This window comes from Streptomyces sp. NPDC002580, assembly GCF_042889485.1.
In the GTDB taxonomy this organism is placed as follows: Bacteria; Actinomycetota; Actinomycetes; order Streptomycetales; family Streptomycetaceae; genus Streptomyces.
In genome coordinates, this window is sequence record NZ_JBIAQZ010000014.1 from 91,194 (window position 1) to 117,241 (window position 26,048).

Genomic DNA, 26,048 nt, shown 5'->3' on the forward strand with positions numbered 1-26,048 from the left:
TCGTCATGCCAGGCCCCTCTCGGTCAGGAAGGTGTGTAGCTCGGCTGCGGAATCGGCCACCGAGCGGCTCTGCGTCTGGATGCGCAACTCCGGGCTCTCAGGTGCCTCGTACGGGTCGTCGACGCCCGTGAGACCGGAGATCTCGCCGGCCGCCTGCTTGGCGTACAGGCCCTTCACGTCGCGCTGGGAACAGAGCGCGACCGGGGTGGCCACGTGGATCTCCAGGAACGGTGTGCCGCGGGCGGCGTGCCGGGCACGGACGGCGGCGCGGGAGTCGGCGTACGGGGCGATGACCGGAACCAGCGTCTTGACGCCGTGGGAGGCCAGCAGCCCGGCCACGAAGCCGATCCGCTGCACGTTGGTGTGCCGGTCCTCACGGGTGAAGCCCAGGCCCGCAGAGAGGAACGCGCGGATCTCGTCGCCGTCGAGCACCTCGACCCGGTGTCCCTGGGCGCGCAGGCGCTCGGCGAGGGTGCGGGCGAGAGTGGTCTTGCCCGCGCTGGGCAGCCCGGTCAGCCACACGGTGGCGCCGCGCGCAGCCGCCGGGGCCGCCTCCGCGGTGTCCCCGGCGGCCAGGGTGTGAGCCGTGGTCACGGTGATGTTCTCCCGGGAGGTAGAGGGCGTACTTTCAGGGATGGGCCGTACGTCCCCCGCGCTGCAGGGCGGCGGCGCGGGCAGGGGCGGCGGGACCTTTCAGGCGGTGACGAACTCGACCAGCGTCCGGCCGAGCACGTCCATGTCGATCCGGTGCCAGGACCCGGGCAGCTCGAGGCCCCGGCCGTTGGGCAGGGCCGCCGCGGTCGCCGCAGCCGCCGCACGCAGCCAGGCGCTGGTGCTGTCGCTGTTGAGGACCAGCGTCTCCGTCCGGAATCCGGCGAGCCGGCCGGCCGGGACGGTGAAGTCGCCGCAGATCTCGACGTCGTACAGCAGCGTGTGCGCGTTCGCCTCGTTCATCGCCCAGAGCGGGCTCCTGCGCCACTGCGCGACCTCGTCGGGGGTGAGGCCCAGGACGGGGCCCAGGAAGTACTCGGCCGCCTCGTCGCGCCGGTCGCCTTCCTCCAGGAGGACCCGGAGCGTCTCCGCGGAGTTCGACGGGGGCTTCGGGAACCCCTCGACCCGGAAGAACGGCTCGTGGAGCGCCAGCCTGGCGATCGGCGTGCCCGCGAACGCCGCCTGGAGCGCCACGTTCGCGCCCGTGGACCCGGCGAACACGGCCGCTGAGCCGCCCGCCTCCTCGACCACCGCCCGGAGATCCTCGATCTCCCGCTCGACGGCGTACTGGGGAGCGTCACCGCTCTGGCCGCGCCCGCGGCGGTCGTAGGCGTACACGGTGCAGTGCTGCGCCAGCTCGGGAACGAGCTCGTCGAAGATCGTGTGATCGCGGAACGCACCGTTGAGCAGCACCAGTGGGGGGCCCTCGCCCGACTTGTCGTAGGCGATCGTCGTGCCGTCCCGGGAAACGACCTTGCGCATCACGCACTCCTCGTGCCGACCGGAGGTGCTCTCACCTCGCCCTGTGTCTGCAGCTTCGAGTGCGCCGGTGCATCACCGGTCGAGAACCGATAGCGGCCCGCTTGCACCGCCTGCTGCCCCCGGCAACGCTCAGCGGCTGACCTGCGGTTCTTCCCGGGAGAACGCAAACAGCCGTTCTTCACGCTCCGAGGTGTCGACCGACGGAGCGTTGAGGAACGGCTGGTGCGTACGGCGTCGGAGGCCTGCTCCCGGGGTCAGCCCCGCAGGGTGGCGATGGCCTTCTCGATGCGCCGCCGACGCGTCTCGGGCATCTTCGCGCTCTCCACGGCCCGCACGTGCTCGCGCTTGCGGCTGTACGTGAGGTGGTCGTACGCGGCGCGGGCGACCGGGTCGTCGTCCAGGGCTCGGGCGAAATCCTCCGGCTCGACGACGACGCGCGGCTCGGTGTCGAGCTCCAACTCGACCTCGACCTCCTCGCCGATCTCGACACCCGCGGCCTGACGGTTGGCGTGGCTGAGGCCGATCAGGTGGCGGCCGCGCAGGAAAGCGACCCGGCTCTTCCAGGAATGCCCGTTGAGCGTGATCGTCACCGGTGGCCGCGAGCCCTCGCCGAGAGCTTCCACCACCTCGGGCGGAACCAGCAGGCCCCGCATGGGCTCGGGCGGCTCGACGTGGGACAGAAACTTCATGGTCTACCTCCTGCTTGTTCTGCCGGCCCGCCGCGGATCCGGCCCGCCCGGCTCCGATGGCCGCTCCCGCTTCCCGCACGCGCCCATCACCGTGTCCGGGACGGCCGTGAGGCAGGCGACCGCGGCTACTCGGCGTAGGGCTGGTCGGTTCCCTGGCTGCTGAAGCCGAGACTCCAGACGTAGCCGTCCGGGTCGGCGAAGGTGCCGCCGTACCCGCCCCACGGCAGAGCGCCGGCGGGCTTGAGGACCGTGGCGCCGGCCTTCGCGGCCTCCGCCATGATCTCGTCGACCCGCGCCTCGCTGCGGACGACGTAGGTCAGGACCAGTCCGCTGAAGCCGCTGCCCTCATGGTCCGTGCCCACCTGCTCGGCCAGTCCTTCGCGGCTGTAGAAGCCGACGGGCGAGGCGCCGTCCGATTCGAAGAACACCGAGATGCCGTAGTCACTCTGGACCTTCCAGCCGAGCCCCTCGGTGTAGAACTGCTTGGCCCGGTCCATGTCCCGGACGCCGAGAAGGATCGAGCTGACGTGTGCCTTCATGTCGTACTCCTTGAGCTGGAGAGGTATACGTGTCGCACGTCCGGGCCGGGGCCCGGCTGTCACAGGGACAGAGGTCAGGACGGTGTGGGGGCGGCGGCCTCCCAGACGAACCCGTCCAGGTCGGTGAAGGCGTCGGCGGTGCTGCCGAGGACGATGCGGTGCGAGCCCGTGCCGTCGGCGGGGACGCCGACCTCCTTGGCCAGCGCACGGCGCCTGTACAGCGCCATTTTGACGGGGTGGGACTGACCGGGGGCGAACTCGACGTACATGCTGCCGACGCTCTTGGTCACGCTCATGCCCCGGTCGACGTAGAACTGCTTGGTGGCCCTCACCGCCTCGACGCCGATCAGCAGGACGACCTCGTCGATCTCGCGGGTGTCGGGGCCGGTGTCCTTCTTCGCCGAGGTCGCGATCTTCCAGATCGTCCCGTCCGGGGCCTGGAGGACGCCGCTGTAGCCCCACAGCGACTTCGCGGCGGGCTTCAGGACCGTGGCCCCGGCGTCCACAGCGGCACCGATGAAGCCGTCGACGGTGGCCGGCCCGGACACCGTGAGCGCCAGGGTGAAGCCGCGGAATCCGGTGGAGTGCGCCTGCGCCGCCCGCAGGTGCAGGTACCTGTCCACGCCGAAGGCGCTGTAGAAGCGCCGGGCGGCCTCGAGGTCGGCCACCTCGAGGGTGACGGCCGCGATGGACGTGGTGACGGGGGTGGAAGTGGTGGTTGCCATGACCATCACCGTAGGGGCGGTACGGCGGCCGGGGCTTCTCGATTCCTGACCGGTCTTGAGACCTGCTTCGCCACGCACGCCGGCATCCCCTCCACCCTGATCGCCGACCCGGCATCGCGGGAGGCACCCGCAGCATCGGCACGGTCGGCCGCCGCTCCCGCCGCCTGACGCCGAAAAGCCCCGGGCGGCATGCCGACCAGCTCGGTGAAGCGGGTGGTGAACGTGCCCAACGACGCGCAGCCGACCGCGAAGCAGACCTCGGTGACGCTGACGTCGCCCCGCCGCAGCAGCGCTGTCGCCCGCTCGATGCGACGCGTCATCAGGTACGCGTACGGCGACTCGCCGTAGGCGGCCCGGAACTGCCGACTCAAGTGCCCGGCGGACACGCCCACATCACGGGCGAGCGCCTCCACGTCCAGTGGCTGCGCGTATTCCCTGTCGATCCGGTCGCGGACACGGCGCAGCCGCGCGAGATCAGCCAGGCGCTGCGCCTGGATGCGTGCACGCCGCCATTCAGGCTTGCACATGAGAACCCTCTCCTTCGCCTTCCGCCTTCGATTTCCTTCGACGTCTTCGACGTGTCGGGGGTGCCCACTTCGGTGCGCCGCCGCGTTCCTCATAGATGGTGGCGATGTCGGCCCGCCCGGCTGCATCGGCACCCGCACCGCTCAGCGAACCTCCTGGATGCGGACCAGGTTGCCCGCTGGGTCGCGGAAGGCGCAGTCGCGGATGCCGTACGGCTGCTCGGTCGGCTCCTGGACGACCTCGGTGTCACCGGCCTGCACCTTCTCGAACGCGGCGTTGACGTCCGGGGTGGCCAGCAGGATCCACCCGTAGGTGCCCTTGGCCATCATCTCCGTGATCATGCGGCGCTCGTCCTCGGTGATGCCGGGATCGGCGGCAGGCGGTGTCAGCAGGAGCGAGGTGCCCGGCTGACCGGCCGGGCCTACCGTGATCCAGCGCATCCTGCCCTGGCCGACATCGCTGCGGACCTCGAAACCGAGGACGTCGCGATAGAAGGCGAGCGAAGCGTCCGGATCGTCATGCGGCAGAGAAGCCGTGTGAATCGTGATGTCCATGGCGAGCAGGCTAGAGGCGGCTCCGCGAACCGAGCTTCTCGATTCCTGACCGATCCGGACACGCCCGGCGAAATTTCTCCCGCCGGCCCCGCCTCCGGTGTCCGCGGCCTTCGCCGGCTTCGTCGCGGGCGGTCCCGAGCACCCGTCCGCGCTCCTGGTGAAGGCCTTCCGTACCACTGGCGGCCGCGATCCGTGAGGCCCTCGTGACCCGCCTCCCCGCCCGCGCACCGGCCGACAGGACGGCCTCGCGACCGTCCTGCCGGCCTTCCGGGGAGTGCCTAGCTCCAGGCGGCGCCCGCGGGCTCCTGGACGGTGGCGTTCAGCCGGTTGAAGAAGTTCGTCGTCGCGATCATGAGGATGATCGCGGCGAGCTGCTGCTCCGTGAAATGGTCGGCGGCCTCGTCCCAGACCGCGTCCGGCACGGCCTGCCCGCTGTGGTCGGCCAGCCGGGTGGCGGCCTCGGTCAGTGCCAGGGCGGCGCGCTCGGCGTCCGAGAAGAACGGCGCCTCGCGCCAGGCGGCGACGGCGTGCAGGCGCTCGTCGGTCTCCCCGGCCTTCTTGGCGCCCGTGACGCCGGCGTGGACACAGGAGCTGCAGCCGTTGATCTGGCTCGCGCGAAGGTGCACCAGGTCCAGCGTGTGCTGGTCGACCCCACCCTGGTGAATGGCCTTGTAGAGGTTCTGAATGCCCTTCATGGCGTCCGGCAGAACCTTGGCGGCGTTCGTCATACGAGCCTTCATCGGGTACTCCCTCAGCAGTGTTCTTCGTTCTTCCGTCCGTCACAACACTGACGGATCCCGCCCCACGGGTGGGACCGGCGAACGAGGCAAACCTTTCGAGCGGCGGCACGCCCCCCTCCAGTGACCAGCGGAGTTTAGGGAGCCTCATGCGCGTCTGTGCCACCGCTTGAGCGAGCCTCATGCGTGCCTGTGCCACCGCTCCAAGGAACCTCATGCGCTCCTGTGCGACCGCACAGCCGACGGGTGACCGGTCCACCAGGGCGATTTCACCCAGAGGTTCCCCCACCGCGGAACCCGGTCGTACGTGCTGCTCCACGGGATCGGCAGCAGCGGCGAGGTGCGCGAGTGGGCCCGGCCCGTCGGCTCCGCGGCCGCCACCCTTCTCGTCCGACCGCCCCGCCCCCACCCTCCCCGCCCCGGACCCCTTTCGGCCGGAAACGGACCGCCACCGGGCGAGGGAATCCCAGTTCAAGCCAACTCGAGGGACGCTCCACCAGGACTCCATCCCTCTGGTGAACAACCTTCGTGTACCCAGTTCCGTACGAGCCCCCGCTCCACGGCTCCTGACCCTCGGTGAGCGTCACATGACGATCCAGATCCCGGCACCATCCCCCACAGAAACGGTTCCACCGCCCGTTCCTTCCCCCACCGTTGCGAGCCGATACGCTGCCTTCGTCGCCGGCCGGCGCTCCAAGTGGGTCGTGCTCGTGCTGTGGTTCCTGCTCATGGGTATCGGTGGCTCGCTGGCCGCCGGCCTGGCAGACGTACAGGACAACGACCCTGAGGCCTGGCTGCCGTCGAGCGCCCAGTCGACCAAGGCGGTGCAGCTCGCGGAGCAGTACTTCGCCGACAAGGACTCCAGCACCGCAGTTGTCGTCTACGCCCGCGAGGGAGGCCTCACCCAGGCCGACCTGTCCCGGATCGACGGCGATCGCGCCCGGCTCGCCGACAAGGTGGCCATCGGCAAGGTCTCCCCTGCCGTGGTCTCCGAGGACAAGGTCGCGGCCTTCGTGAGCGTTCCGCTGCGCACCTCGCCCAGCGACAACAAGGTGCTCACCGACAAGGTGACCGAAGCCGGCAAGCTCACCTCCGACGGCGCCCCCGCCGGTCTCGACGTCAAGATCACCGGCGAGGCCGGGAGCATCGCCGACTTCGCCGAGGTCTACTCCGGCATGGACGGCGCGCTGCTGGGTGTCGCGCTCGGCGTGGTGGCGCTGCTGCTGCTCGTGACCTACCGCAGCCCGGTGCTGTGGCTGATTCCGCTGATCGCCGTGGGGCTGGCCAGCCAGGTGGCGAGCGGCGTGGTCTACCTCCTCGCCAAGCACGCGGGGCTGGTGGTCAACGGTCAGAGCGCCTACGTCCTCATGGTGCTCTCGGTAGGCGTGGGCACCGACTACGCCCTGCTGCTCATCTCCCGCTACCGGGAAGAGCTGCACCGGCACGAAGACCGCCACACGGCGATGTCGCTGGCCGTGCACGGCTCGCTGCCGGCCCTGGCCGCCTCCGCCGCGACGGTGACGATCGCGTCGCTGTGCCTGGTGTTCGGCAGCATGAACAGCACCCGGGGTCTGGGACCGGTCGTCGCCATCGGCGTGGTCCTGGTGTTCTTCGCCATGACCTCGCTGCTGCCGGCGCTGCTGGTGATCCTGGGCCGCTGGGTGTTCTGGCCCGTGAAGCCGCGTGTCACCGCGGGATACGACCCGAACTCGGCGCAGGGCCACGGCACATGGGCAAAGATCGCCGAGGCCGTGGGACGGCGCCCGCGCGCGGTGTGGATCGGCACGGCGCTGGTGCTGGGCGTCATGGCGCTGGGCATCGCCGGCGTGCAGACCGGCCAGACGCAGGCGGAACAGTTCACCGGCAAGGTCGACTCGGTCACCGGCCAGCAGGTTCTGGCCGAGCACTTCCCCGCGGGCTCGTCCGCTCCTGCGGATGTGTACGTCCGCGACGCCGGGGCCCAATCTGCGGCGGCCGTCGTCGCCGAGGTGCCCGGGGTGTCCTCCGTCAGCACCCAGGCGGCCAAGGGCGGCTGGACGCACCTGACAGCAGTGCTCCGCGACGCCCCGGACTCCGCGGCCGCCAAGGACACCGTCCGGGACATCAGGACGGCGCTGGACGGATCGACCGGTCCGGCGGCCGACGCGGTCGTCGGGGGCCAGAGCGCGGTGGCGCTCGACGTCTCCGAGGCGCAGGGTGACGAGGAGACGCTGCTGATCCCGCTGATCCTCGCGGTGGTGCTGGTGATGCTCCTCATCCTGCTGCGGGCGACCATCGCATCCGCGGTGCTGCTCGGGTCCGTGGTGCTGTCGTTCGCGGCGGCCGTCGGCACGGCCTCGCTGCTGTTCCACGCACTCGACCACGCGAAGATCGACCGCGGGCTGGTGCTGTTCGGCTTCATCTTCCTCGTCGCGCTGGGCGTCGACTACACCATCTTCCTGATGACACGCGCAAAGGAAGAGGTGCGGCTGCGCGGGCACCGCGAGGGAATCCTCACCGCGGTGACGGTGACCGGCGGTGTCATCACGTCGGCGGGCGTGGTGCTGGCTGCCACGTTCTGCGTCCTTGCGGCCATCCCCACGGTGAGCGCACTGCAGCAGGGGCTGCTCGTAGCGGTCGGCATCCTCCTCGACACGTTCCTGGTACGCAGTCTGCTGGTTCCGGCGCTGGCCCTGGACCTGGGGCCGCGCTTCTGGCGGCCGGGCCTGACGCCACAGGAGACGGCGCCGCACGAGTCCGCGAAGAGCCGGGCCGAAGCGCCGTCCACCGTCTGAGTTCGCGGTGTGACGTCGCGGGTCACTCGACGAGCTGATCCGCGGTTCTTCCCGGGACGACGCAGGCGGCCGTTCCTCACGCTTCGAGGCGTCAAGCAACGAAGCGCCGAGGAACGGCCGCTGCGTTTGGGTGCCCCTTCCCCTGACGGCCTGCTCGTCTGCGTGGAAACGGGTGGCGGCGGCGCCTTCGCCACCTGCCGGAAGCTGCACGGCATGCGACTCGCGGGCTGCGCCGACCTGACCGTCCCCTACGGCTCGGTGGCCGGCCTGCTCGGCCGCAACGGCTCGGGCAGGACGACCACGACCCGCATGCTCACCACGCTGCCGCCGCCCGACGCCGGCCGGATCCTGATCGGCGGCGCCGATGCCGTCAGGTCCCCCCAGCGGGTCCGCCCGCTGATCGGCATGGCCGGCCGGTACGCGGCCGTGGACCCCGACCCGGCCGGACGCGAGAACCTCGTCATGGCCGGCAGACCGACCGGCAGACCGACCGGCATGTTGCGCGCCGACGTCCGCACCCGGGCGGCGCAGCTGCTGGAGCAGTTCCAGCTAACCGAGATCGCCGACCGGCCCGGCCGCACCAACTCCGGCGGGCAGCGCAGGCGCTTCGACCTCGCCGCCGCCCTGGTGCACCGCCCGCGGATCCTCTTCTTTGACGAGCCCACCACCGGTCTCGCCCCGCGCGGCCGCCGCGACCTGTGGACCGTCCTGGAGCAACTGGTCGCCGGCGGCACCACGGCTCTGCTGACCACCCAGTACATGGAAGAGGCCGACCGCGCGGGCGAGAACCTGGCACTGAAGAACAACGACATCGGCAAGCGCACCTGGGAGGCGTTCGCCACCGAGCGCTCGCCGGCCTGAGCCCGTCTGCCCCTGTTCCAAACGCTGCTGCCGGGGCTCCCAAGAGCCCCGGCAGCGGCGTTCATTCGCAGGCGCAGACGGGCTCAGCGCGGCTCCAGCTCCTTGACGAGCGCCCGCTCCACCGGTGTGAGCGGCACCTCCCAGCACAGCCGCTCCGGGTGCCCGGGCACGGGGTCCTCCAGCCGCAGGAACAGCTCCGGGCGTTCGGGATCCACCCCCGTGTAGTAGCTGCCGTATGCCTTCAAGGCGCTGTACACCTCACGCAGGCAACGGCGGGCAAATGAACGCATCATCAGGTCTCCTTTGTGGATACCCCGGCCTTCAGGCCGGGGTGGGGGTACCTCCCGCTTGCGGGGGAGAAACGAAGCTCCTGCGGAGCAGGGCGGGGAAAGCCGGTTCGCCCCTGGGCGGACCGGCGTTGTCAGTGGCGGCCGTTAGGTTGCTCCCGTGCATCTGCGGTACTCCTTCCGGCTCGAGCCGACGCCGGGTCAGCGCATTGCGCTGGCCCGTACGTTCGGCTGCGCCCGGGTGGTCTACAACGATGCGCTGGCCGCCAGGAAGGCCGCCTATGCGGTGGACAAGTCGCATGTCGCGACGGGTGTTCTGGCGCGGCGGGTGATCACGGAGGCGAAGCGGACACCCGAGCGGGCGTGGCTGGCCGAGGTGTCCGTGGACGCTTTGCAGTCTTCCTTGCGGGATCTTGATGCGGCGTATGCGAACTTTTTCGCGTCGGTGTCGGGGAAGCGGTGTGGTCGCCGCGTGGGCCTGCCCCGGTTCAAGTCGAAGCGGGAGATGCGGCAGTCGGTCCGGTTCTCGAAGAACGGGTTCAGGCTGCGGGGCAACGGCCGTTTGAACCTCGCGAAGATCGGTGATGTGCGGGTGCGCTGGTCGCGTCCGCTGCCGTCGGCTCCGTCGTCGGTGACCGTGATCAAGGATCCGTCGGGCCGGTACTTCGCGAGTTTCGTCGTGGAGGTCGAGCCCGAGCCGCTTGCGCCCGTCACGTCCGAGGTCGGCATCGATCTTGGCCTGACCCACTACGCCGTTCTCTCCGACGGCAAGGTGATCGACAATCCGCGCTTCCTGCGCCGCGCCGAGCGGAGGCTGAGGAAGGCGCAGCAGACCTTGAGCCGCAAGGTGAAGGGGTCCTCGAACCGGGCCAAGGCCCGCATCCGCGTCGCCCGTGCTCACGCACGGGTGGCCGACGCGCGCAGAGATTGGTGTCACCAGATTGCTTCGGGGCTGGTCCGTGACAACCAAGCGGTTTACCTCGAAGACCTGGCGGTCTCCGGCCTCGCGCGCACCCGCATGGCCAAGTCCGTCCACGATGCCGCGTGGGGCACGTTCCGCCGCGTGCTGGAGGACAAGGCCGCACGAGCCGGCCGTCACGTCGGTGTCGTCTCCCGCTGGCTGCCGTCGTCGCAGACGTGTTCGGTGTGCTGGGTCGTGGACGGGAAGAAGCCGCTGCACGTACGCGCCTGGCGGTGCAGCGGCTGCGGTACCGAGCATGATCGTGACCTCAATGCATCGCGTGTGATCCTCGCCGCCGGGCAGGCGGAGAGGCTAAACGCCCCTGGAGGGCCGGTCAGCCCTGGCGCGGAAAACCCGTGTCAGGCACGGCCCGTTGAACGGGGAACCCACCCGAATCCCCAGCCGGTGACCACCGGCAGGCAGGCGGGAACCCCCGCCCTTTAGGGCGGGGAGGATGTCAAGTCCGACCTCACTTCAGGGCCGTGGTGACGGGCCGTTCAGCCCACCTTCTGGGGATGCGGCCGAGAAACACTGGACAGCCGCCTCAAGCACGCTCGAGAACCGCTCCACCGCCGTCCGGGCCCGCCTCGGCCTGCAACCGGCTTCCCGCCGGTGTCCCGCCCCGGCAAGGCCCTTACCGTCACCCGTCGGCGGACGGCGCGGCCGGTGGTCAGGCGCGGACCGGCCGCGCGCAACCGCACGCCGGACGGCCCGGACCACCCGGCGGGCCCTGCCGCGGCACGCTTGCGGCGACGCCGGGCGAGCTCCCCGGACGGGCCGGCCGGAGCCGCCCGGGAAGCGTTCAACTGCGTTCCCGCGTCCGCACGCGGCACGTACCGGTTGGATCGAAAACACGCCGGAAAGGCCGCCGACCCGCCGAAGAGAGGACGCCTTGACTTCCTCTCCCTCCTGAGGGAAAAGGATTCCTACGGCTCGCGCTGGGGGTTTCCTGGTCCGTCGCCGACTGCCCGCCCGGAGTGCTCCGTTGAGGTCTTGCACCGGCTCCACAGGTTGTCACCGCCGGTCCGGCGGCCGGCAGGTTCTTCGCCGCGTTCACGTCCCGGTCGTGGACCGTGCCGCAGCCGCATGTCCAGGTGCGGACATTCAACGGCATCCGCTCCTGGAGGGTGCCGCAGGCGGAGCACAGCCTGGAGGAGGAACCACCGGTCGACGGCGATCACCCCACGTCCGTACCACTGGGCTTTGTACTCCAGCAGGCTGCGGAAGTCCGCTCATGCCCCGTCCGAGACGGCTCGGGCCGGGCTCCGGTTCCCGACCGTGCTGCGCACACTCAGGTCCTCGATCACGAGCGTTTGGTTCTCACGCACGAGACGAGTGGTCAGCTTGCGCAGGGCGTCACGGCGGCCCTCGGCGATCCGGACATGGATCCTGGCGACCTTCAACCGGACCCTGGCCCGGTTCGCCGAGCCTTTCTCCTTCTTTGCCAGCCGGCGTTGGGCGAGGGGTGGTCTGGACGGGGGAGTCCACCCAGCAGCCGGCTGGGCACCACCTCCAAGCCCGGCCCGTCAGGACCGGGTCAAGTTGACATGACCGCGGGAGCACGCCACCCGGCACGCCGCCCGTGGACCGCGTCCAGCCGCCGCCGGTCGAGCGGCGACGCGCGGCGGTCCAGCCGGGCCGCGAGCAGCCGCGCCGCCCGGTCGTACTCGCCTCCCGCGATCAGGGCGTGCAGCAGGGTCTCCTCCACCACCTCCTGCTGGGCCTTGCTGGCACCCGTGCGCGCCACCAGGGCGAGCAGCGGACCAAGCCGCCGTACCGCCTGCGGCCAGTCCTCCCGGACGACGGCCGACAGCGCGTCGCACAGCGGAGCGACCACCAGCGCGAACACCGCCTGGTGGTGGGCCAGCGCATGGGCCCGCAACTGCCCGAGGGCGTCGAGGTCCCCGGCCGCGGCGAGGGCCAGCGCGCTGTGCAGGGCTGCGAAGCCGGTCGCCGGTGCGTCCAGCCAGTGCGGTGGAGCGGCGCGCAGCAGTTCGGTGACGGGCAGGTCGCCGTTCCAGCTGTCCGTCATGCGCGCCCGCCACAGCAGTGAGGCGGAGTCGACCAGCAGCCGGCCCCCGCTCACCTTGCAGGGGAGGAGTTCTTGGCGGTAGCGGCGCAGCAGCGCGGGCCGGTTGTCGAGCGACAGCTCGTGCAGGGCGGCGTGCCAGGAGATATGGGGACGCTGACTTGCCCCGTCCCCGTGCCGGCGTAGCCACTCGTCCAGCCAGGCCAGGCCGGCACGGTGCTCGCCGGTCTCGTAGTACACGTGGGCCCGGGCGTGGACGGCGTGCCCCGCACGGGGCTGTGCGGCGAGCGCCCGGGAGGCCAGGGTCTCGGCCTCCTCCCAGCGTTCCTGTTCCTGGCGGACGAAGGCCAGCTGCCCCAGATACCACCAGTCGTTCCCGTAGGTTCCCGACAACCCCTCGACCAGCGCCCACGCCTCCTCTCCGCAGGTCACACCGTTGAAGGAGACGGTCGGTACGGCCGCACTCACCGCCAGCGCGTCCCGGGGATGGCCGGCGATGTGGCCCAGCAGGGCCGCTTTGCCCCTCTCCTCGGTACCGGTCAGGCAGGCGTCCACCGCGGCGACCAGGCTGCGTTCGCGGTCGTTCGCCCGCACGGCCGCGGCCCGTCGGGCGGCTGTGAGCGCGGGGGGCGTCGGTCCGGCGCCCCCGGGCTCGTGGCCGAGCAGTGCCAGAGCCGCGTGGCCGACGGCGAAGTCCGGGTCGACGGCGACGGCTTGGTTCAGCAGTTCCTCGGCGCCGAGGCTGCCCGCCAGGATGCGCCCCAGGGCCCGGTCGTACAGCTGTGCCGCCTCGGGCGACGTGCTCAGACGCTGCCCGTAGCGGTCGGCCGGTGCGGGGGTACGGCGGTCGGTGAGCACGTCCAGCAGGCTGGCGGCGACCTCGGCGGCCTGCGCGCGGATCTCCGGAACGGCGGTGGTCTCCAGCAGGTTCCCGCGCCGCGCGGCCCCGATCGTCCACAGCCGCAGGACCGGGGCACCGGCCGCGGGCACCAGTCGCCCGTCGCCGGCGGTGTCCAGCCCCAGACCGGCGGGGCCGGTGCGGCCGTATCCGCGTTCCAGCACGCAGCGCACCAGGGGATCCATCGTGCCGCGCGGGCCCGTCCGGGCGCCGGTGCAGTTGACCACCGCACCGACCCGCAGTCGTGTGCCGTCGCTGAGGGTGACCTCCATCGCGCCGTCGACCGGCACGGCACCGACCACCTGCCCGGCGCCGGTTCGCAGCAGGCCCGACGCCAGCAGTGTGCGGAGCGTGGCCGCGGTCGCGGGTGCCATGCGGTGGCGGTGCACCTCCCAGGTCCGCAGGTCCTCGTCGAGGAAGCGGGCCCGGTCGGCCGCGGGCAGTTGCTGCCACAGCGCCGCCGTCACCGGGCGCAGCCCGTCCAGAGCGGGGCGCCAGTCCCCGCAGGCGCGTCGGGTGGCGGACAGGTGCCGTCGCACGCTCCGGCGCAGCGCGTCGAGACCGCGCGAACCGTCCAGGTCCAACGGCGCCTCGGCCGCCGGGGCCGGGGAGGGCAGATGCTCCTGGGGAAGGAGCCCGTGGCGGGACACCGCGTGCACCACGCGGTCCGGGCGGGCCAGCGCGGCGGCCAGGTCGACCATGGTCAGACCGGTGCCGACGAGCAGGACGTCCCCCTTTTCGGCGGGGCCCTCGAGAGCGCCCGGCGCCCAGGGGTCGGCGACGAAGTGCCCGGATCCCCTGAGTTCGGCGCCGGCCCAGTCCTGCGCCGGGGCGAGGCTGCCCAGCGCCAGTACGGCCGCGTCCACCCGTAGCTCACCGCCGCCGGCGAGCCGCAGAACCGGCCCGGATCCCTGCTTGCGTACGGCGACGACTTCGTCCCGCACCCGGTGCAGGCGGGCATGTCCGCACGCCTCGGCGGTGCGCTCGACGATGTCGCTCAGGTACTGCCCGTACACCTGGCGGGAAACGAAGTCACCGGGCGCGGTGTGCGGGTTCCGGTCCGTCAGCCAGCGCAGGAAGTGCCCGGGGTCGTCGGGGAAGGCACTCATGCGGCCGGCGGGCACGTTGAGGAGGTGGCGCGGATCGGACGTGCCGTAGGCGACACCCGGCCCGGTTCGCCCGGCCGGGTCGATCAGCCATATCCCGACCGTCCGGCCGAGCCTGTCGGCCTGCCGCATCAGCTGGACCGCCGTGAGCGACCCCGCCGCGCCGGCCCCGACGACTGCGACGCGGCGCATCAGAGCCGACTTCCCGCACTCGGGGCGTCCTTCGTGCGCACGCCGGTGAAGCCCCCGCCTGCCGTGCAGCAGCCCGGGACGGTCGTGGGGCAGCCCCCTGTCTTCTCGCAGGGGGCCGTGGTGCCGTCACGCGAAACGACCTTGCACATACGCACTCCTCACGTCGGGCGGAGGCCTCTCACCCTCCCCTCGCGGCATCCTTGAGCACCTCGCTCGACCACGGGTCGAGGAACGGTCGTGAGGCAGGCGGACCCCGGTCGTCCGCGACTTCATATCCGCACGAGGGGGAGAGGAGGCTCTTCGCCGCGCACCGCACCGACCGTGGTGTTCTCGGCTTTCACGGTCCCCGCGAGCCGACTGCCGTGCGTGCGCCCCCTGTTCGTCCTGTTCTTGGCGCCTTTCATCGGCCGGCTGAGCGCGACGACGACCACCAAGTTCGCCGGAGCCCTGACCGCGGCGGCGCTGGGCTTCATCGTCATGGCGGCGGCCGCTCTCCTGGCCCGTACCGGCGACGTCTCGATGGCCTGGCTGACCGTCGTCCGCCTGCGGGACGATCAAACGGGACGGCACCCGCCAGTCCAGTGGTTGGTGAGGGTCGGGCCGTGGCTGTGGCCTCGAGAGGTCTGCTCCAGAACCTGGTTCCCTCCTGGTGGAGCTTTACGGCCAGAGGGGGACTGACACGAAAATGCCCCCTTGGTCGGGTGGTTCAGGCGGTGATCGGTTCGAAGCGGATGGTCGGTCCGAGGCTGTTGGCTTCCTTGGTCATGCGGCGCATGGCGCGTTCGGGATCGCGGCGGGTGAAGTGGTCGGCGTCGAGTTCTCGGTAGGGGGTGCGGTCGTGCATGCGGCGACCCCCGTGGTGTGGACGCCTGACAAGGGATCTTCTTGGTCCTGGAAGGTGTAGATCTACGGGGCACGGCCTTCGAAGTGCAGTGCGCAGTTCCGGTCCGACGCGATCGCGTTGTGGCGGGTCCCGGCGGGCAGGCGGACGTTCAAGGGCGTCGTGGCCGATCTGAACGTCGACCCCGAGACGCTCCGCTCCTGGGTGCGCAATGCCGATGGCTCTGCGACCGGAAGCGCCCCGAACCGGACGGTGCGCAGGACGAGTTGGTCCGGCTTCGTGCGGAGAACGAGCGTCTGGCCGAGGCGGAGAAGGAAGGGCAGCTGGAGCGGGAGATTCTGCGCCGGGCAGCGGCGTATCTCGCCATATACCTCGGCCGCGTTCGCCCAGGTCGGCGACGAGTACGGCATCCGCAGACGCATGGGCAGAGTCGGCTCGAGCTACGACTGTCGGTCTCTTGGCACCCGATCCTTGCGGGATCGGGTGCCAAGAGACCGACAGTCGTTCGAACGGTTGCTCAGACCGCGTAGTTGGGACCGTCGGCAGGAGGTCATCGGCAGCGGGCCGCCCATCACACGCGGCAGCCCGGGCGGCAGCGGCGGATTGCGGCGGCCCGTCGTCGTGGCGATCGAGTGGATCTTCCGCATCCGGGGCCGGCGCGGTACCCCGTACCGGCGCAGCGCCTTTTGAGGAACTGTCCCCGGCCGGGGCGGTGCGGGGCTGGGGCAGTGCCCGGTTCGGCACCCGCGTGTCCTGCAGCGTCTGGCGCGGGTTCGCGCCTGGCCGGCGGTGGTATCGCGTGCGCCGTGTCGCCCGGCGGGGTCACCGCCCGGCGAGCGGGTTCTCCCGCACGCTGTGCGGGAAGACGCCGGCGTCCGTGTCCGTGATCGTCTCGGGCGGTGTCGGTATCGGTGTGCCCGCCGGCCGGCTCTGCCCGGTCGTCGTGGCCGTCTCACCCCGCGCGGCCTCGTCCTTCTCGCGGGCTTCGGCGGCGGCATGACCACGGGAGCGATGCTGCTGCGCTGGTGACGGTTCACCGCCCCGGGAGGACGCCCGGGACGAGCCGTTTGCAGAACTGCGGAAAGCATAAAGGCGGTGAGAGAAGACGATCACTGATCCGATTCGTTTAAACTCACTGGCAACGAGGCGGGAAGCGACAGACAAGCAGGAAGACACCATCCGTGCCGAACCCACTGCAGATACTGATCAAGCACCAACTTGAACAGCGCGGTTGGTCCTACAGCGACGTGGCGCGCGCCGGTGGTATTTCACGTTCCACCGTTCACCATCTGGCGACATCGGAGCGGCTGGCCCAGATGCCGCAGCAGAGCACGCTCGAGGGACTGGCCAAGGGGCTCGGCATCCCCGTGGCGCCGGTGCACCGGGCCGCTGCCGAAGCATGCGGAGTCAATCTCTACCGCGAGGACACGCTCGCGGCCGGAGACCCTGAAGTCGCCATCCTGATCGCCAGCGTGCAGAAGCTCAGCCCTGTCGACCGCAAACACGTTTCCGCGCTGGTGGAATCCCTTCTGCGTACCGCTGCGGCCGAGGAGGAGACCCATCCCAGCCGCTAGCGGCTCCGGACGGGGACGCCCGATGCCTGCCGCGCCGAAGCCGGCACCGACGAGGTGCCGCGTGCGGAGCATCTGTTGTCACCCGCCCTCCCCGGCCCAGGGGCGGCGTGCGAAATCCGCGGGGTCTTGGCCGTTGTGGAGCCCCGCGGTCAGAAAGCCCGTGAACTCGCCGCCCTGAGCCATGCGATCACCGTGGCGACCGTCTGGTAGTCGAGCTCGGCGATCCGGGTCGTCACCCCCGCGTTGCGCAGCGACGGGGGGACGCAGGCCGCGTCCATGGCGCAGTGGAGCAGGACTTCATGGGCGCGAGTGGCAGGGAGGTCCTCGTCCATTTTCAGGTCACCTCTGAGGGCCGGTGCGATGGGCAGGCAGGGAGTCGTTCCTGTGTTCTGCATGTTCCCTTTCATGATGGGCGAGCCGGCTCACCTCGGGGGTTTCCGGCAGAGGTGCCTTCGGGCGAAAAGCGGTTCCCTTGCGGTCGTTCACGCCGCAGGCGCACGGTTCGTCGAACCGGCACGCGTGTGAGGCGAACGTCCCGGGAAGACGCTTCGGTTCTTCCGGCAGGTCCCCGGGGTCGTTCCCGTGCTGCCGCGGGGGAAGACGGGGCTCGGCCCTCCTGCGGAAGCGGTCCGCCGAGGCCTGCGCGTACTGGTCCGCGGCGAGGGCGGACTGCGGTGACGGCGCGAGAGCCTGCACGTTCTCGGTGACCGCGTACACGGCCCATCGGACGTGCCGGCTCCCTGCACGCGAAGACTGCGCGGCCTCCCGGGCGAGAGCGGTGTCCAGCGCCCTGAGCACGAGCTCGTGGGCCGCCGCCTGTTCCACGCCCGGGCCCATGGGCCGGCGCCGGTCGATACCGGCGACAGCACAGTACGGAGCACCCGCCGGAGGGGGGTGCTCCCCGGCGTCCGCGGCCCGCCGGCGCTGCGGTGTCCGGTTGCCGGACGCCTGCGGGGCCGCCCACCGGGAGCGGCCGGTCCGCCCCCTGACACCGGCTTGCCGCATGAGCCGTTCGACCGTCCCGCGGCTGACACCGACGCCGTAGAACTGCCGCAGCTCGTGATGAATGCGACGGGAGCCGTACGCGCCCCCGGAGGACCGGTGGACGGAGAGAATGAGCTCGGTCAGCCAGACGTGGTGCTGCGGCCGGACGGAGGGAGCACGCCGGCGCCAGGCGTAGTACCCGGATTCGGAGACGCGCAGGAGCGTGGCCGTCGACCGGACCGTATGCCCCTCCGCCGCCATCACCTGGATGGCCTCGAACCGCCTTTTGGGGGCACCACATCGTTCAGCAGCTCCGTCAGACGCCGGTGGGTGCGCAGTTCGCTCTCCAGCTTCGCGATGCGCGCCAGAGCGGCACTCAGCTCCGAGGACATCTGCCTGCCGGTGAACTGATGCGCCGTCAAATGCGCGTAGGCATGGCGCCAGCGGTACACGGTGGGTCTGCTGAGATGCAGTTCGGCTGCGACGTCCTTGACGGACCGCCCCTCGGCCAGCAGGTCCAAGGCTCGGTCGTGCAGCGAAGAGGGATGCTGTTTGGGCATGTTCCTTCTGGTTTCAGGCCCGGGGATGCTCGCAGGCCCGGCCCGGTGGTCCGAGCCGGTGAAGTGCTGGGGGCGTCGTGAGGCTGCCGGACCGGATCCGGCGACGGACCGGATCCGGTGACAGCCCCGTTCTGTCAGCGGACGTGACGGAGCATGGTGACGGTGGGCCGGAAGCTGCCGGGCAGGTCCGCGGAGTCGCGGTGAGGGGCGGAAGCGGCTTCCTGGTCGAGAATGGTCTTGACCTCGTTCGCCAGCTCGTCGGCACGCTTCTTGACGCCGGCGATTGGCAGGCTCGATGTCCTCAGCGCGGCCACTTCCCGGTGGACGCGTGCGAGTTGACTGCGCGCGGAACGGCTGAGCGTCAACTCCTGGGGGGTGGCGAGGACGAACTGGTACGCACCGGAGAACGTCTCGCATCCGGAACAGTGGTCGTTGGACGACCGGCTGATGTTGGTGGTGTTGACCAGCCGCGCGTTGCGGCCGGAGGCTGTGACGATCTGGTAGGACAAGGCGACGGACCGGCACGGGTCGGAGACGGAGCAGCCCGCGGATTCGGCCATCGCCCGGTTGTTCGCCGTCACCGCGACGAGCGGACCGAACTGGTGGATCTTGAAGGACTCGTCGAACTGGTTGACGTGGATGCGGTCGGCATGCGTGTTCGCCATGTCCACAGCGGTGGAGGAGCTGAAGAGGTGCGAACCGCCGGAGCTCGCACTGGCCACCGTCGTCGTCGCCGCGAGGGCCATCCCGGCGGTTGCGATCATGCCCAGTCGTACGGCGGTCTTGGCGGCAGTGCTGCTGCGCGGCTTGCGGTGTGTCATCGGTTCCTCCTGAGGGGCGAGGGAGCGGGCGGGAAAGGACGGGCTCTTGGCCCTGCCTTACGGTGTTTCCGACGCGGAATCCGTTCCGGCAGGTGTCGGCGACACGGGAACGACCGTGGCCGAGACGGATTCCGACGGCGTGGGGGAAGCGGGGGAGAGGACTGCTGAAGAAGCGTCAGAATTCCTGCTGTGCAACGGAGTCGGCGCGGTGGTGTCCTTGCCCGCCGACGCCGGCGAGCGACTGCCGGGGGAGCCGGAGCCCGAGGCCGCCGTGTCCGGGGAGACGGAACCCCTGCTGGACGCGGGGGAGGGGGAGGGCGTGGCGGGAAGGGTGCGCTGCGGGTGCGGGAGCACGGGCACATCCGCCGGGACCGCCGTGACGTCGTGAGACGGACGCGGTGTGCTGGGCGCGGGCCTCACCGTCGGCACACCGGGCTGGAGGACCGGGGCGACCGGCGACGCCGGAGGCAGCGGCTTGGGGGTCGCACCGTGCCACCACGCGCTGACCAGGAGGGACGCACCTGCCAGCACCGCCACACCGATCACCGCGCGGAGCGGGGTGTTGCCTTCGGTGACGCGCACCGCGCCACGGGCGAGACGGCCGACGATCCGTGCGGTCAGGTAAGCGCCTCCGGCCATGGGGAAGATCAGCATGAGGCTCCCGATGACCCCGACCAGCCCCGCGGCGATCTGCCCGTCACCGAAGGCCGAGAAGGTTCCCGTGAGCTGCTCGGCCAGCGAACGCAGGGCGGTGGACACCAGACGAGGAAGGTTCCACAGGGCGTAGCAGAGCTCCGCCAGCAGCAGGGGAATCATGACGGCGACCCAGACGGACACCACGATCCGGGCGGAGCGCTTGAGGTCTGCCACACCCGGGTGCACCGGACGGCCCGGCAGGATGCTCAGCAGGATGGGTTTCACCTTGCCGTACAGATCAGGGACGCCGGCCAGGTCACCCAGGATGTAGTAACCGTCAAGACGCACGATCGGCATGAGCTGTTCGAGAACCTCGAAGTGCGCCAGGTAGATGGCCGCGAGGAAGTAGGGCTGGCCGGTCACCGCGTAAGCGGCGACCAGGACCAGCATGAAGAGCACATTGAAATAGACGCCGCCCAGGCTCGTCCGCAGACGTCCGCCACGCCCCACCCTGTAGGCGTCGGTGACGTCGGTGTACATGGAGGGCCAGATCAGGAAGATGCCGTAGCCGATCTTTCCCGGCGTCGCTCCGCTGTAACGGCATGCCGATGCGTGTCCGAACTCGTGGAAGACCAGCGACGCGACGGTCAGCACGAAGACGATCAGCATCCAGATCGGTTGCTCCAGGACGCGCAGGACGGATGTCATGGCGCCGTGGAAGCCGAACAGCCAGACATCCATGACCGCCGCGCACATCAGTGACAGGACCACGATGAGCGGTCGGTGGAGCCACGCCAGTGCTGCGGCGATCCGCGCCACCTGTTTCTCGCGGAAGACGACCTTGTGGCCCTTGAGGACCAGCAGGAGGTCGGAGCGGGGTTCCGGCTTTTGCTCCGACTCCGCTTCGTCGGCCGCCACGACACCGAGGGGGATGAGTTTCTTCTCCAGGAGGTAGACCACGTTGTCCGCGGTGACCTCGGCGTCGTGGCGGCCGCTGACGAAGTGGGAGATGCCTTCGGCATCGCGCACTCCGTCGACGGCGCTCACCACCAGGTACAGCAGCCGGGACAGCTGGATCACCTGGCCGTCACCCCGGCGGACGAGGTACTTCGGCTCGGTGGATCCTGATCCCTTGTACTCCCCCATGCGTTCCAGGCCGTGACTCAGCCGTGGAACGGGAAAGGCCGGAAGCACCTGGGTGTCCATCGCCGGCAGACGCACCGTGCTCCAGCTCGACTGGAGAGGAACCGTGGTGTCGTTTCTGACACCGTTCGGACCGTTGCCGCCGACGGGCTGCGTGTCCGGCAGAGGGGCAGCGTCTGGCTGCTGATTTCCGGACACTGCCAACGTTCCTCCTCCGGTGCGGGAAACCCCGCATCCAGCGCGATCACATGGGTGCACGAGAGCTACTGACGGATGGCCGATGTGCTGCGCGACCTGCGGCTGGACGGACCCGGAACACGACGCCCCGTCACCCCCGGCTCTCGCCGGGCGAGGTCACCTGTGCTGGCTCTCTTCGGAACCGCTCGATGCCCACGAGGGAATCCCCTCCTGTTGCACGAGCCGTCCGTCCGGCTGATGTTCCAGCCCGCAGGAGCCGGGCCGGCTGAGCCGGCCCGGCATGATGGCACCAGTTCTAATGACAGATACCGATCATTGGCAGCGTCGGGATTACTGGTGGAGGTTGATCGCCTGCGTGGCCTGCGACTGAGCGACCGCGAACGGCGAGAACGAGTTCGCGGCCAGCGACTCGTTGTGCGCGCCGACGGCGGCGGCCTTGTGCGAGATGTTGGTCGTCTTGGCGAAGTTGAACGAGAACTTCCCCAGCGCCTCACGGCCGGGCAGCAGCTCAGCGGACTCGGCTTCGAGCATCTCGTTGTTCATGATGAAGACCTTTCAGTGTGTGGAAAATATGTCGATTTCCAGCGGATCCGGACCGAGCGCGAGAGCACGGAATGCGTCGGGGTCCATGAGGTCCGACCCGTCGGCCGTGCCGCCCGGCAGAAGTCCTCGCCTGCGGCCAAGCCCGTAGGCGAGCGGTTCCCGTCAGAGCCAGGCCAAGGAGCGAACCTGGCTCTGACGTTCAACGCGCTGCTGTGACAAGGCCCTTGGGAATGCGGGGCCTCGGACAACAGCCGCTGTCCGGAGCCTCCGGACAACTTGTCCGGAGACCCCGGACAGTAGCGGACGGGAAGATGGTTCGCAAACCCCCCAGGAGCAACCTTCATGCCCAAAACGCACGCCAGTTCGCCCCTGATGTCCGGCAGTTGTGCCGACAGGCGCAGACATTCCCCAGGTCAAGACACCGAGGGCGTCCGGCGTGTGCGGACCTCGCGACGGGCGGATCCCGCGGTGCGGTGCCCGGGGAACCCGGCGGATGCGCAGTGGGCCTGCCGGGCGCCGTTGTCGCCGGTGTACGGCAGGGCGGGAAGACGGGCGGACCCGCCGGCACGGGTCCGCCGGTGGCCGGACGGGCCGATCCCGAAGCCCCGGACGCCCGGCCCGTCACCCATCCGGTCCGGTCTCGTTGGCGGTGCGGTGGTGCCGGCCGACGGGGCGAGGTGCGGCCCGGCCGCGTCACGCCCTCTCGCCGCACCGGCCGAAAGCCCGCGTGCGTGCCGGTACGAGGACTTTCGGCCGTCACGCCGGGAGCACGTTCCCCCCGCTCCCGGCTTCGCTCGAGCGGGAGGACCCCTGCGACGCCGCTCCTTGGCGGGCGTCCGTGGTCCGCCGCGGTACTGGCCCGGCGGCTCCGCGACTCGTCGGTGGACGGACGGCTCGGTCTTCGGTTCGGCGATACGCCTGAGGGCCGCCTCCGGATCGGAAAGGCTGTCGCCGGCCGCATCGGGTACGGTCGTCACCGCTTCCACCTGATCGACGCCGAGGGTGGGCCGCCGGTCCGGCGGAGGCCCGCCGGCCAGCCTGTTCGGCCGCCCGGCGGCGAGGCGTCGTCGCCATGTGCGAACCGTGTCCGCGGCCACCTCCAGGTCCCTGGCGACCGGGACGGCCAGCGGCACCTCGGGCCCCGCGCGCGCCGGCACGATCCGTGCGCGCAGAGCCGGGGCGTGGTTCGGTGTCGCCCGGCGCTCCAGCACCGTTCGCTCGTCCGCGGAGAGCGGCGGCGGCTCCGGCTTGGGGCCGCGACGGGGAATCGGCGCAGGGCACCCGGGCCGCGTCGAGCCAGGGGGATGACTCCTCGGGCCGATCCGTTCTGAACTTGCCACACAGGAGCAGGAGTTGAGTGATAGCGCCAAATCGGTGCGCAGGAATTTGCATATTTGGTTATAAGTGGAATATTTCAGTGAATCCAGAAGAGGATTGTCCCGTCATGGCTTTTCGGGTGCGTCACGCGTAAGCGTCGGCCGGGGCGGGTGTTTGGTGTGTTCATGGCAGACAGTGCGACGCGTGGCGCGGTTCACCGGCGACGTGGGTCGGTGCACGGCCGGGCGGATCCGCCCGCACGGAGAAGGCCCGCTCCCTCGAGGGGTGGTCCGACTGCCGCCCCCCGCCGCCCCTCGTCGGCATCCTCGTGGCGCGGCGCGATCACCGACGTGCCGAAGCGGTGCGGACCCCGACGGGCGGTGCCGCGGCCGACGGCCCCGGCGCCGTGAACGGCTGTGTCAAGATCATGTCATTGGTGACCAGCAATTACGGACCGGCTTTGGTGAAACGCTGCGTCCGCCGGGTGCTGTCGATCGCTGTTGTTTCAGGGCTGTCGAGGATCTCCGGCGCATAAGAGCGTCCCATGCGCCGTGCTGCTTTCTCGGATCTTGCCCAGGATTCCGAGGTGGACCAATAACTGCGAAAGATTGGGGCTTTTGTCGCTATCCTCTTGCTCTACCCGGGCTGGGCGGGTTTCCTGATGAAGCATCGTTGGAGGGGTCCAAGTGTTCGTCGTCCAAGGATCATCCACCACGGCTGTCGTGCGCGGTACTACAGGGGAGCCGGTGATCCTGCTCTCCGGGGAGCTACCGGAATGCCTGACGGCCGCGGCCTTGGATGATGTAATGAACATGGCTTTGGCGGTTCTCAGCGGAGACGAGATGAGGCTATTCAGATCGTGCCTCACGGCCTTGTGCTGCGGAGAAGAACTAGAGGAGCGCCATATTGAGGTGAGCGGAGCGGTCCTGACAATCTTCAGGAGATGACCGGAACGCACTTCTTTATTCTCACAAGAAACGATTCGTCAGTCGGGACGGTTGACTGTACGGTTCGACGGGTTTACGAGCGCGGGGCGGGGTGAGGGCGGCGACCTCGTTATTCATATCAGATGACGAATTTCGTTGCGGCCGTATGCTCGACCGTTCGGATGTTCGATCGCACGGTGTGCCGTCCGTGCCGCTCGCCCCGCTGCGCGGGTGGCGATCTCGCGGGCGGGCGGGCGGGCCGGGCGGGTCTTCGGTGGAGGGCGGTCCCGTCGCCGGGCGGTCTTCCGGGGCTCTGCCGGCGTGGTCCCTGTCCGCGGCGGATTACGGGTCCCACCGGGATCGGCGGCTCGGGTCCCGACTGCCGCGCGGTTCGGTCCCGCGTTCCGCGATGGCGCGCGGGTGCCCTGGAGGGATGCCGGACAGGGCGGGGAGCCGCACGGATCGACCACGGGCCCGCTCCGGTCCGGACGCGTTGGAAGCGGAGGGGTGTTGCCGCGGAAGGCCTACCCGCCGGCGAGCCTGAGTGACGACGGCGACTCGAAGGGCCCATCGGGAACCGGCCGCTGCGGAAGACCGGTTCTCACGGTCGGGCGCCGCGCCGGGTGTGACGCCACGCGGTCCGCAGGGCGACCCGGGAACCGCGTGGTGCCGACGTCAGGGCACTGCCCGCCGCAGGACTTCGCGCGACGGCGGGCAGTGCCATGGTTGACGATCCGGGGTCACCGGAGCCGGCTGGGTACTCAGACCCGGTGGCTGTGGTGGTGCTTCCCGCCGTGGTGGTGCTTCCCGCCGTGGTGGTGCTTCCAGTTGCAGTGACGGTCCCGGTCGTGGCCCCGGCCCCAGTCGTCACCGCGGCCCCGGTCGTAGTCCCAGCCGCGGTCCCGGTCGTGGCCCCGGCCCCAGTCGTCACCGTGGCCCCGGTCGTAGTCCCAGCCGCGGTCCCGGTCGTGGCCCCGGCCCCAGTTGTCACCGCGGTCCCGGTCGTAGTCCCAGCCGCGGTCCCGATCGTGGCCCCGGCCCCAGTCGTCACCGCGGTCCCGGTCGTGGCCCCGGTCGTCACCACGGCCCCGGTCACCGTCGTGGTTGCGAGGCTCCAGGGGGGAGTTCGCGACCACGGGCGGTGCCTTGGGGCCGGGAGCCGGAGTGGCCGCCGCCGAACCCGCAAGCGGCAGAATGACGGCCCCGGCCGTCAGAACTGCGGCAGCCAAAGTTCCAGCCATGCGCTTCACTGATTGATCCTCCTTTAATTTCAGGGCAATCTCAGCCCGGAAAACGACAGTACCCGCAACTTTTGGAACGGTAATGTAGGCAACTGGCCTCGTGTCCAATGGGTCGACGTGATCTCGAGGATCTAAACAGCAGGTCGGAGGGCGTGGGCAAGCGGCCCGCAGCTTCCATTCCATCCGGAAATGGATCAGCGAAAACACTCGACCGGAGGACGGCTCGTGCGAGTCGAATGAACAAGGCTCCGGACAGGCCGGCAGGGGCCTGTCCGGGACCCAATCCTTTAATTCCTGATGCAAAGTGCCCGGCCTTCCAGAGAGGCGGATCGTCTGCTTCCATCGCACCTGCCAGGATGCATTCCGAGAAAACCTCATATTTGCTCGATCGAAATGCCTCGATCTTTCTGGAGGGGCTTTCGATATCTTTCTCGCATCCCCGGGCCGCCTTGAGGGATTACGGGACGTGACCGAGCCGGACGGTTCGCCGCAGAGGCCTGTCGGCTGGAAGAAGGCCCTGGGGACCCGCTGCCCGTACCCGGCCCCGTTCGGGCGGCATTGACCGCTGCCGGTTCCTCGGAAGCTGTCGGCTGCCGCCGCGGTCTTCCTGCGAAAAGCGTGCGGCGAGGTCGGATACGTACAGGAAGCAGGCCGGTGCAGCGGCGGTCTGGAAGGCGGCGATCGCACGCCGGGTCATCGGCACGCCCAGGCGCGGAAGCCGCGGATTCGCTTCGCCTTGGATCTCGTGGACGAAGGGACGCGGACCGGCCGTGCCCCGCGGCAACCCCGGGCACGGCCGCCCCGCGCCCCTGGAGCCGCGGCCGGTGGCGGCGGGGGGGGGGGGGGGCAACCCCGCGGGCCCCACACCTTCCCCACGGAGGGGCTCCAACTGACCAGCCCCCGGGGGCGGGCCG

Annotated in this window: 25 protein-coding genes and 1 pseudogene; 6 read left to right on the plus strand and 20 right to left on the minus strand. The window is 70.3% G+C overall.

All coding sequences use genetic code 11. The annotated features are described in order from the left end of the window. Positions 1-3: 3 nt before the first annotated feature. The 8 genes from cysC to ACFYW7_RS34135 all read right to left on the minus strand — a co-directional run bounded on the left by cysC (position 4) and on the right by ACFYW7_RS34135 (position 5,245). On the minus strand, positions 4-594 hold the full coding sequence (gene cysC, locus ACFYW7_RS34100) for an adenylyl-sulfate kinase (protein WP_389509607.1): 591 nt from the start codon (positions 592-594) through the stop codon (positions 4-6). Between the two features lie 99 nt (positions 595-693). After that, entirely contained in the window at positions 694-1,473 is a 780-nt protein-coding gene (locus tag ACFYW7_RS34105; RefSeq protein ID WP_389509609.1) for an alpha/beta fold hydrolase, read from the minus strand. A 254-nt stretch (positions 1,474-1,727) separates the two neighbouring features. After that, positions 1,728-2,162, minus strand: a complete 435-nt coding sequence (locus ACFYW7_RS34110) for a YdeI/OmpD-associated family protein (RefSeq protein WP_326782981.1) — start codon at positions 2,160-2,162, stop codon at positions 1,728-1,730. A gap of 125 nt (positions 2,163-2,287) precedes the next feature. Then, positions 2,288-2,701, minus strand: coding sequence for a VOC family protein (locus ACFYW7_RS34115; protein ID WP_389509612.1), 414 nt, complete (start codon positions 2,699-2,701; stop codon positions 2,288-2,290). Between the two features lie 74 nt (positions 2,702-2,775). Then, on the minus strand, positions 2,776-3,432 hold the full coding sequence (locus ACFYW7_RS34120) for a glyoxalase (protein ID WP_389509754.1): 657 nt from the start codon (positions 3,430-3,432) through the stop codon (positions 2,776-2,778). Continuing rightward, the gene (locus ACFYW7_RS34125) at positions 3,432-3,953 is read right to left on the minus strand and encodes a helix-turn-helix transcriptional regulator (protein WP_389509614.1); all 522 of its coding nucleotides are present in this window, start codon (positions 3,951-3,953) and stop codon (positions 3,432-3,434) included. The genes ACFYW7_RS34120 and ACFYW7_RS34125 overlap by 1 nt, the downstream gene beginning before the upstream one ends. Positions 3,954-4,094: 141 nt before the next feature. Continuing rightward, positions 4,095-4,505 carry a VOC family protein gene (locus tag ACFYW7_RS34130; RefSeq protein WP_389509616.1) on the minus strand — a complete coding sequence of 137 codons (411 nt, stop codon included), beginning with the start codon at positions 4,503-4,505 and terminating at the stop codon, positions 4,095-4,097. A 278-nt stretch (positions 4,506-4,783) separates the two neighbouring features. Further along, positions 4,784-5,245: a carboxymuconolactone decarboxylase family protein gene (locus tag ACFYW7_RS34135; RefSeq protein WP_326782977.1), complete on the minus strand. Its 462-nt coding sequence runs from the start codon at positions 5,243-5,245 to the stop codon at positions 4,784-4,786. A gap of 701 nt (positions 5,246-5,946) precedes the next feature. On the opposite strand from ACFYW7_RS34135, the gene ACFYW7_RS34140 reads away from it, so the two are divergent. Both ACFYW7_RS34140 and ACFYW7_RS34145 read left to right on the plus strand, forming a co-directional pair. Beyond that, positions 5,947-8,016: an MMPL family transporter gene (locus tag ACFYW7_RS34140; RefSeq protein ID WP_389509618.1), complete on the plus strand. Its 2,070-nt coding sequence runs from the start codon at positions 5,947-5,949 to the stop codon at positions 8,014-8,016. Positions 8,017-8,142: 126 nt separating this feature from the next. Beyond that, complete coding sequence (locus tag ACFYW7_RS34145) at positions 8,143-8,877, plus strand: ATP-binding cassette domain-containing protein (protein ID WP_389509620.1); 735 nt, start codon at positions 8,143-8,145, stop codon at positions 8,875-8,877. 83 nt (positions 8,878-8,960) lie between these two features. Here the strand turns inward: ACFYW7_RS34145 and ACFYW7_RS34150 are convergent, their stop codons facing one another. Beyond that, on the minus strand, positions 8,961-9,170 hold the full coding sequence (locus tag ACFYW7_RS34150; protein ID WP_389509622.1) for a DUF6059 family protein: 210 nt from the start codon (positions 9,168-9,170) through the stop codon (positions 8,961-8,963). A 154-nt stretch (positions 9,171-9,324) separates the two neighbouring features. Between ACFYW7_RS34150 and ACFYW7_RS34155 the strand changes: the two genes are divergently transcribed. Continuing rightward, the gene (locus ACFYW7_RS34155) at positions 9,325-10,569 is read left to right on the plus strand and encodes an RNA-guided endonuclease InsQ/TnpB family protein (RefSeq protein ID WP_389509624.1); all 1,245 of its coding nucleotides are present in this window, start codon (positions 9,325-9,327) and stop codon (positions 10,567-10,569) included. Positions 10,570-11,044: 475 nt separating this feature from the next. Here ACFYW7_RS34155 and ACFYW7_RS34160 read toward each other — a convergent pair. Then, positions 11,045-11,585, minus strand: a pseudogene (locus ACFYW7_RS34160) (RNA-guided endonuclease TnpB family protein); the annotation flags it as partial. A gap of 77 nt (positions 11,586-11,662) precedes the next feature. Next, positions 11,663-14,350 (minus strand): FAD/NAD(P)-binding protein, encoded by a 2,688-nt coding sequence (locus tag ACFYW7_RS34165; protein WP_389509627.1) that lies wholly within the window; start codon positions 14,348-14,350, stop codon positions 11,663-11,665. A 321-nt stretch (positions 14,351-14,671) separates the two neighbouring features. On the opposite strand from ACFYW7_RS34165, the gene ACFYW7_RS34170 reads away from it, so the two are divergent. Next, entirely contained in the window at positions 14,672-15,028 is a 357-nt protein-coding gene (locus ACFYW7_RS34170) for a hypothetical protein (RefSeq protein ID WP_389509629.1), read from the plus strand. A 28-nt stretch (positions 15,029-15,056) separates the two neighbouring features. On the opposite strand, the gene ACFYW7_RS34175 is transcribed toward ACFYW7_RS34170, so the two are convergent. Both ACFYW7_RS34175 and ACFYW7_RS34180 read right to left on the minus strand, forming a co-directional pair. Further along, positions 15,057-15,194 carry a hypothetical protein gene (locus ACFYW7_RS34175; protein WP_389509633.1) on the minus strand — a complete coding sequence of 46 codons (138 nt, stop codon included), beginning with the start codon at positions 15,192-15,194 and terminating at the stop codon, positions 15,057-15,059. Between the two features lie 62 nt (positions 15,195-15,256). After that, on the minus strand, positions 15,257-15,613 hold the full coding sequence (locus tag ACFYW7_RS34180; RefSeq protein WP_389509635.1) for a hypothetical protein: 357 nt from the start codon (positions 15,611-15,613) through the stop codon (positions 15,257-15,259). A gap of 759 nt (positions 15,614-16,372) precedes the next feature. On the opposite strand from ACFYW7_RS34180, the gene ACFYW7_RS34185 reads away from it, so the two are divergent. After that, complete coding sequence (locus tag ACFYW7_RS34185) at positions 16,373-16,765, plus strand: helix-turn-helix domain-containing protein (RefSeq protein ID WP_389509637.1); 393 nt, start codon at positions 16,373-16,375, stop codon at positions 16,763-16,765. Between the two features lie 149 nt (positions 16,766-16,914). On the opposite strand, the gene ACFYW7_RS34190 is transcribed toward ACFYW7_RS34185, so the two are convergent. The 6 genes from ACFYW7_RS34190 to ACFYW7_RS34215 all read right to left on the minus strand — a co-directional run bounded on the left by ACFYW7_RS34190 (position 16,915) and on the right by ACFYW7_RS34215 (position 21,650). Next, positions 16,915-17,097, minus strand: coding sequence for a hypothetical protein (locus ACFYW7_RS34190; protein ID WP_389509639.1), 183 nt, complete (start codon positions 17,095-17,097; stop codon positions 16,915-16,917). 7 nt (positions 17,098-17,104) lie between these two features. Beyond that, positions 17,105-18,010 (minus strand): IS3 family transposase, encoded by a 906-nt coding sequence (locus ACFYW7_RS34195; protein ID WP_389509641.1) that lies wholly within the window; start codon positions 18,008-18,010, stop codon positions 17,105-17,107. After that, positions 18,010-18,309, minus strand: coding sequence for a helix-turn-helix domain-containing protein (locus tag ACFYW7_RS34200; RefSeq protein WP_389509643.1), 300 nt, complete (start codon positions 18,307-18,309; stop codon positions 18,010-18,012). Before ACFYW7_RS34200 ends, ACFYW7_RS34195 begins: the two co-directional genes overlap by 1 nt. A gap of 134 nt (positions 18,310-18,443) precedes the next feature. After that, entirely contained in the window at positions 18,444-19,130 is a 687-nt protein-coding gene (locus ACFYW7_RS34205) for a hypothetical protein (protein ID WP_389509645.1), read from the minus strand. A 57-nt stretch (positions 19,131-19,187) separates the two neighbouring features. Continuing rightward, complete coding sequence (locus tag ACFYW7_RS34210) at positions 19,188-20,987, minus strand: hypothetical protein (RefSeq protein ID WP_389509647.1); 1,800 nt, start codon at positions 20,985-20,987, stop codon at positions 19,188-19,190. A 450-nt stretch (positions 20,988-21,437) separates the two neighbouring features. Continuing rightward, positions 21,438-21,650 (minus strand): hypothetical protein, encoded by a 213-nt coding sequence (locus tag ACFYW7_RS34215; RefSeq protein WP_389509649.1) that lies wholly within the window; start codon positions 21,648-21,650, stop codon positions 21,438-21,440. Between the two features lie 2,063 nt (positions 21,651-23,713). Here ACFYW7_RS34215 and ACFYW7_RS34220 point away from each other — a divergent pair. Beyond that, a complete protein-coding gene (locus tag ACFYW7_RS34220) occupies positions 23,714-23,914 on the plus strand; it encodes a hypothetical protein (protein ID WP_389509651.1) in 201 nt (66 codons plus the stop codon). Positions 23,915-24,654: 740 nt separating this feature from the next. Here ACFYW7_RS34220 and ACFYW7_RS34225 read toward each other — a convergent pair. Continuing rightward, positions 24,655-25,029 carry a hypothetical protein gene (locus tag ACFYW7_RS34225; protein WP_389509653.1) on the minus strand — a complete coding sequence of 125 codons (375 nt, stop codon included), beginning with the start codon at positions 25,027-25,029 and terminating at the stop codon, positions 24,655-24,657. Positions 25,030-26,048 lie beyond the last annotated feature (1,019 nt).

Coding starts and splice junctions, on each gene's coding strand:
- ACFYW7_RS34105 (WP_389509609.1), bottom strand. CDS start 1,473: ATGCGCAAGGTCGTTTCCCGGGACGGCACGACGATCGCCTACGACAAG.
- ACFYW7_RS34110 (WP_326782981.1), bottom strand. CDS start 2,162: ATGAAGTTTCTGTCCCACGTCGAGCCGCCCGAGCCCATGCGGGGCCTG.
- ACFYW7_RS34115 (WP_389509612.1), bottom strand. CDS start 2,701: ATGAAGGCACACGTCAGCTCGATCCTTCTCGGCGTCCGGGACATGGAC.
- ACFYW7_RS34120 (WP_389509754.1), bottom strand. CDS start 3,432: ATGGTCATGGCAACCACCACTTCCACCCCCGTCACCACGTCCATCGCG.
- ACFYW7_RS34125 (WP_389509614.1), bottom strand. CDS start 3,953: ATGTGCAAGCCTGAATGGCGGCGTGCACGCATCCAGGCGCAGCGCCTG.
- ACFYW7_RS34130 (WP_389509616.1), bottom strand. CDS start 4,505: ATGGACATCACGATTCACACGGCTTCTCTGCCGCATGACGATCCGGAC.
- ACFYW7_RS34135 (WP_326782977.1), bottom strand. CDS start 5,245: ATGAAGGCTCGTATGACGAACGCCGCCAAGGTTCTGCCGGACGCCATG.
- ACFYW7_RS34150 (WP_389509622.1), bottom strand. CDS start 9,170: ATGATGCGTTCATTTGCCCGCCGTTGCCTGCGTGAGGTGTACAGCGCC.
- ACFYW7_RS34165 (WP_389509627.1), bottom strand. CDS start 14,350: ATGCGCCGCGTCGCAGTCGTCGGGGCCGGCGCGGCGGGGTCGCTCACG.
- ACFYW7_RS34175 (WP_389509633.1), bottom strand. CDS start 15,194: ATGCACGACCGCACCCCCTACCGAGAACTCGACGCCGACCACTTCACC.
- ACFYW7_RS34180 (WP_389509635.1), bottom strand. CDS start 15,613: ATGCGTCTGCGGATGCCGTACTCGTCGCCGACCTGGGCGAACGCGGCC.
- ACFYW7_RS34190 (WP_389509639.1), bottom strand. CDS start 17,097: ATGGACGAGGACCTCCCTGCCACTCGCGCCCATGAAGTCCTGCTCCAC.
- ACFYW7_RS34195 (WP_389509641.1), bottom strand. CDS start 18,010: ATGGCGGCGGAGGGGCATACGGTCCGGTCGACGGCCACGCTCCTGCGC.
- ACFYW7_RS34200 (WP_389509643.1), bottom strand. CDS start 18,309: ATGCCCAAACAGCATCCCTCTTCGCTGCACGACCGAGCCTTGGACCTG.
- ACFYW7_RS34205 (WP_389509645.1), bottom strand. CDS start 19,130: ATGACACACCGCAAGCCGCGCAGCAGCACTGCCGCCAAGACCGCCGTA.
- ACFYW7_RS34215 (WP_389509649.1), bottom strand. CDS start 21,650: ATGAACAACGAGATGCTCGAAGCCGAGTCCGCTGAGCTGCTGCCCGGC.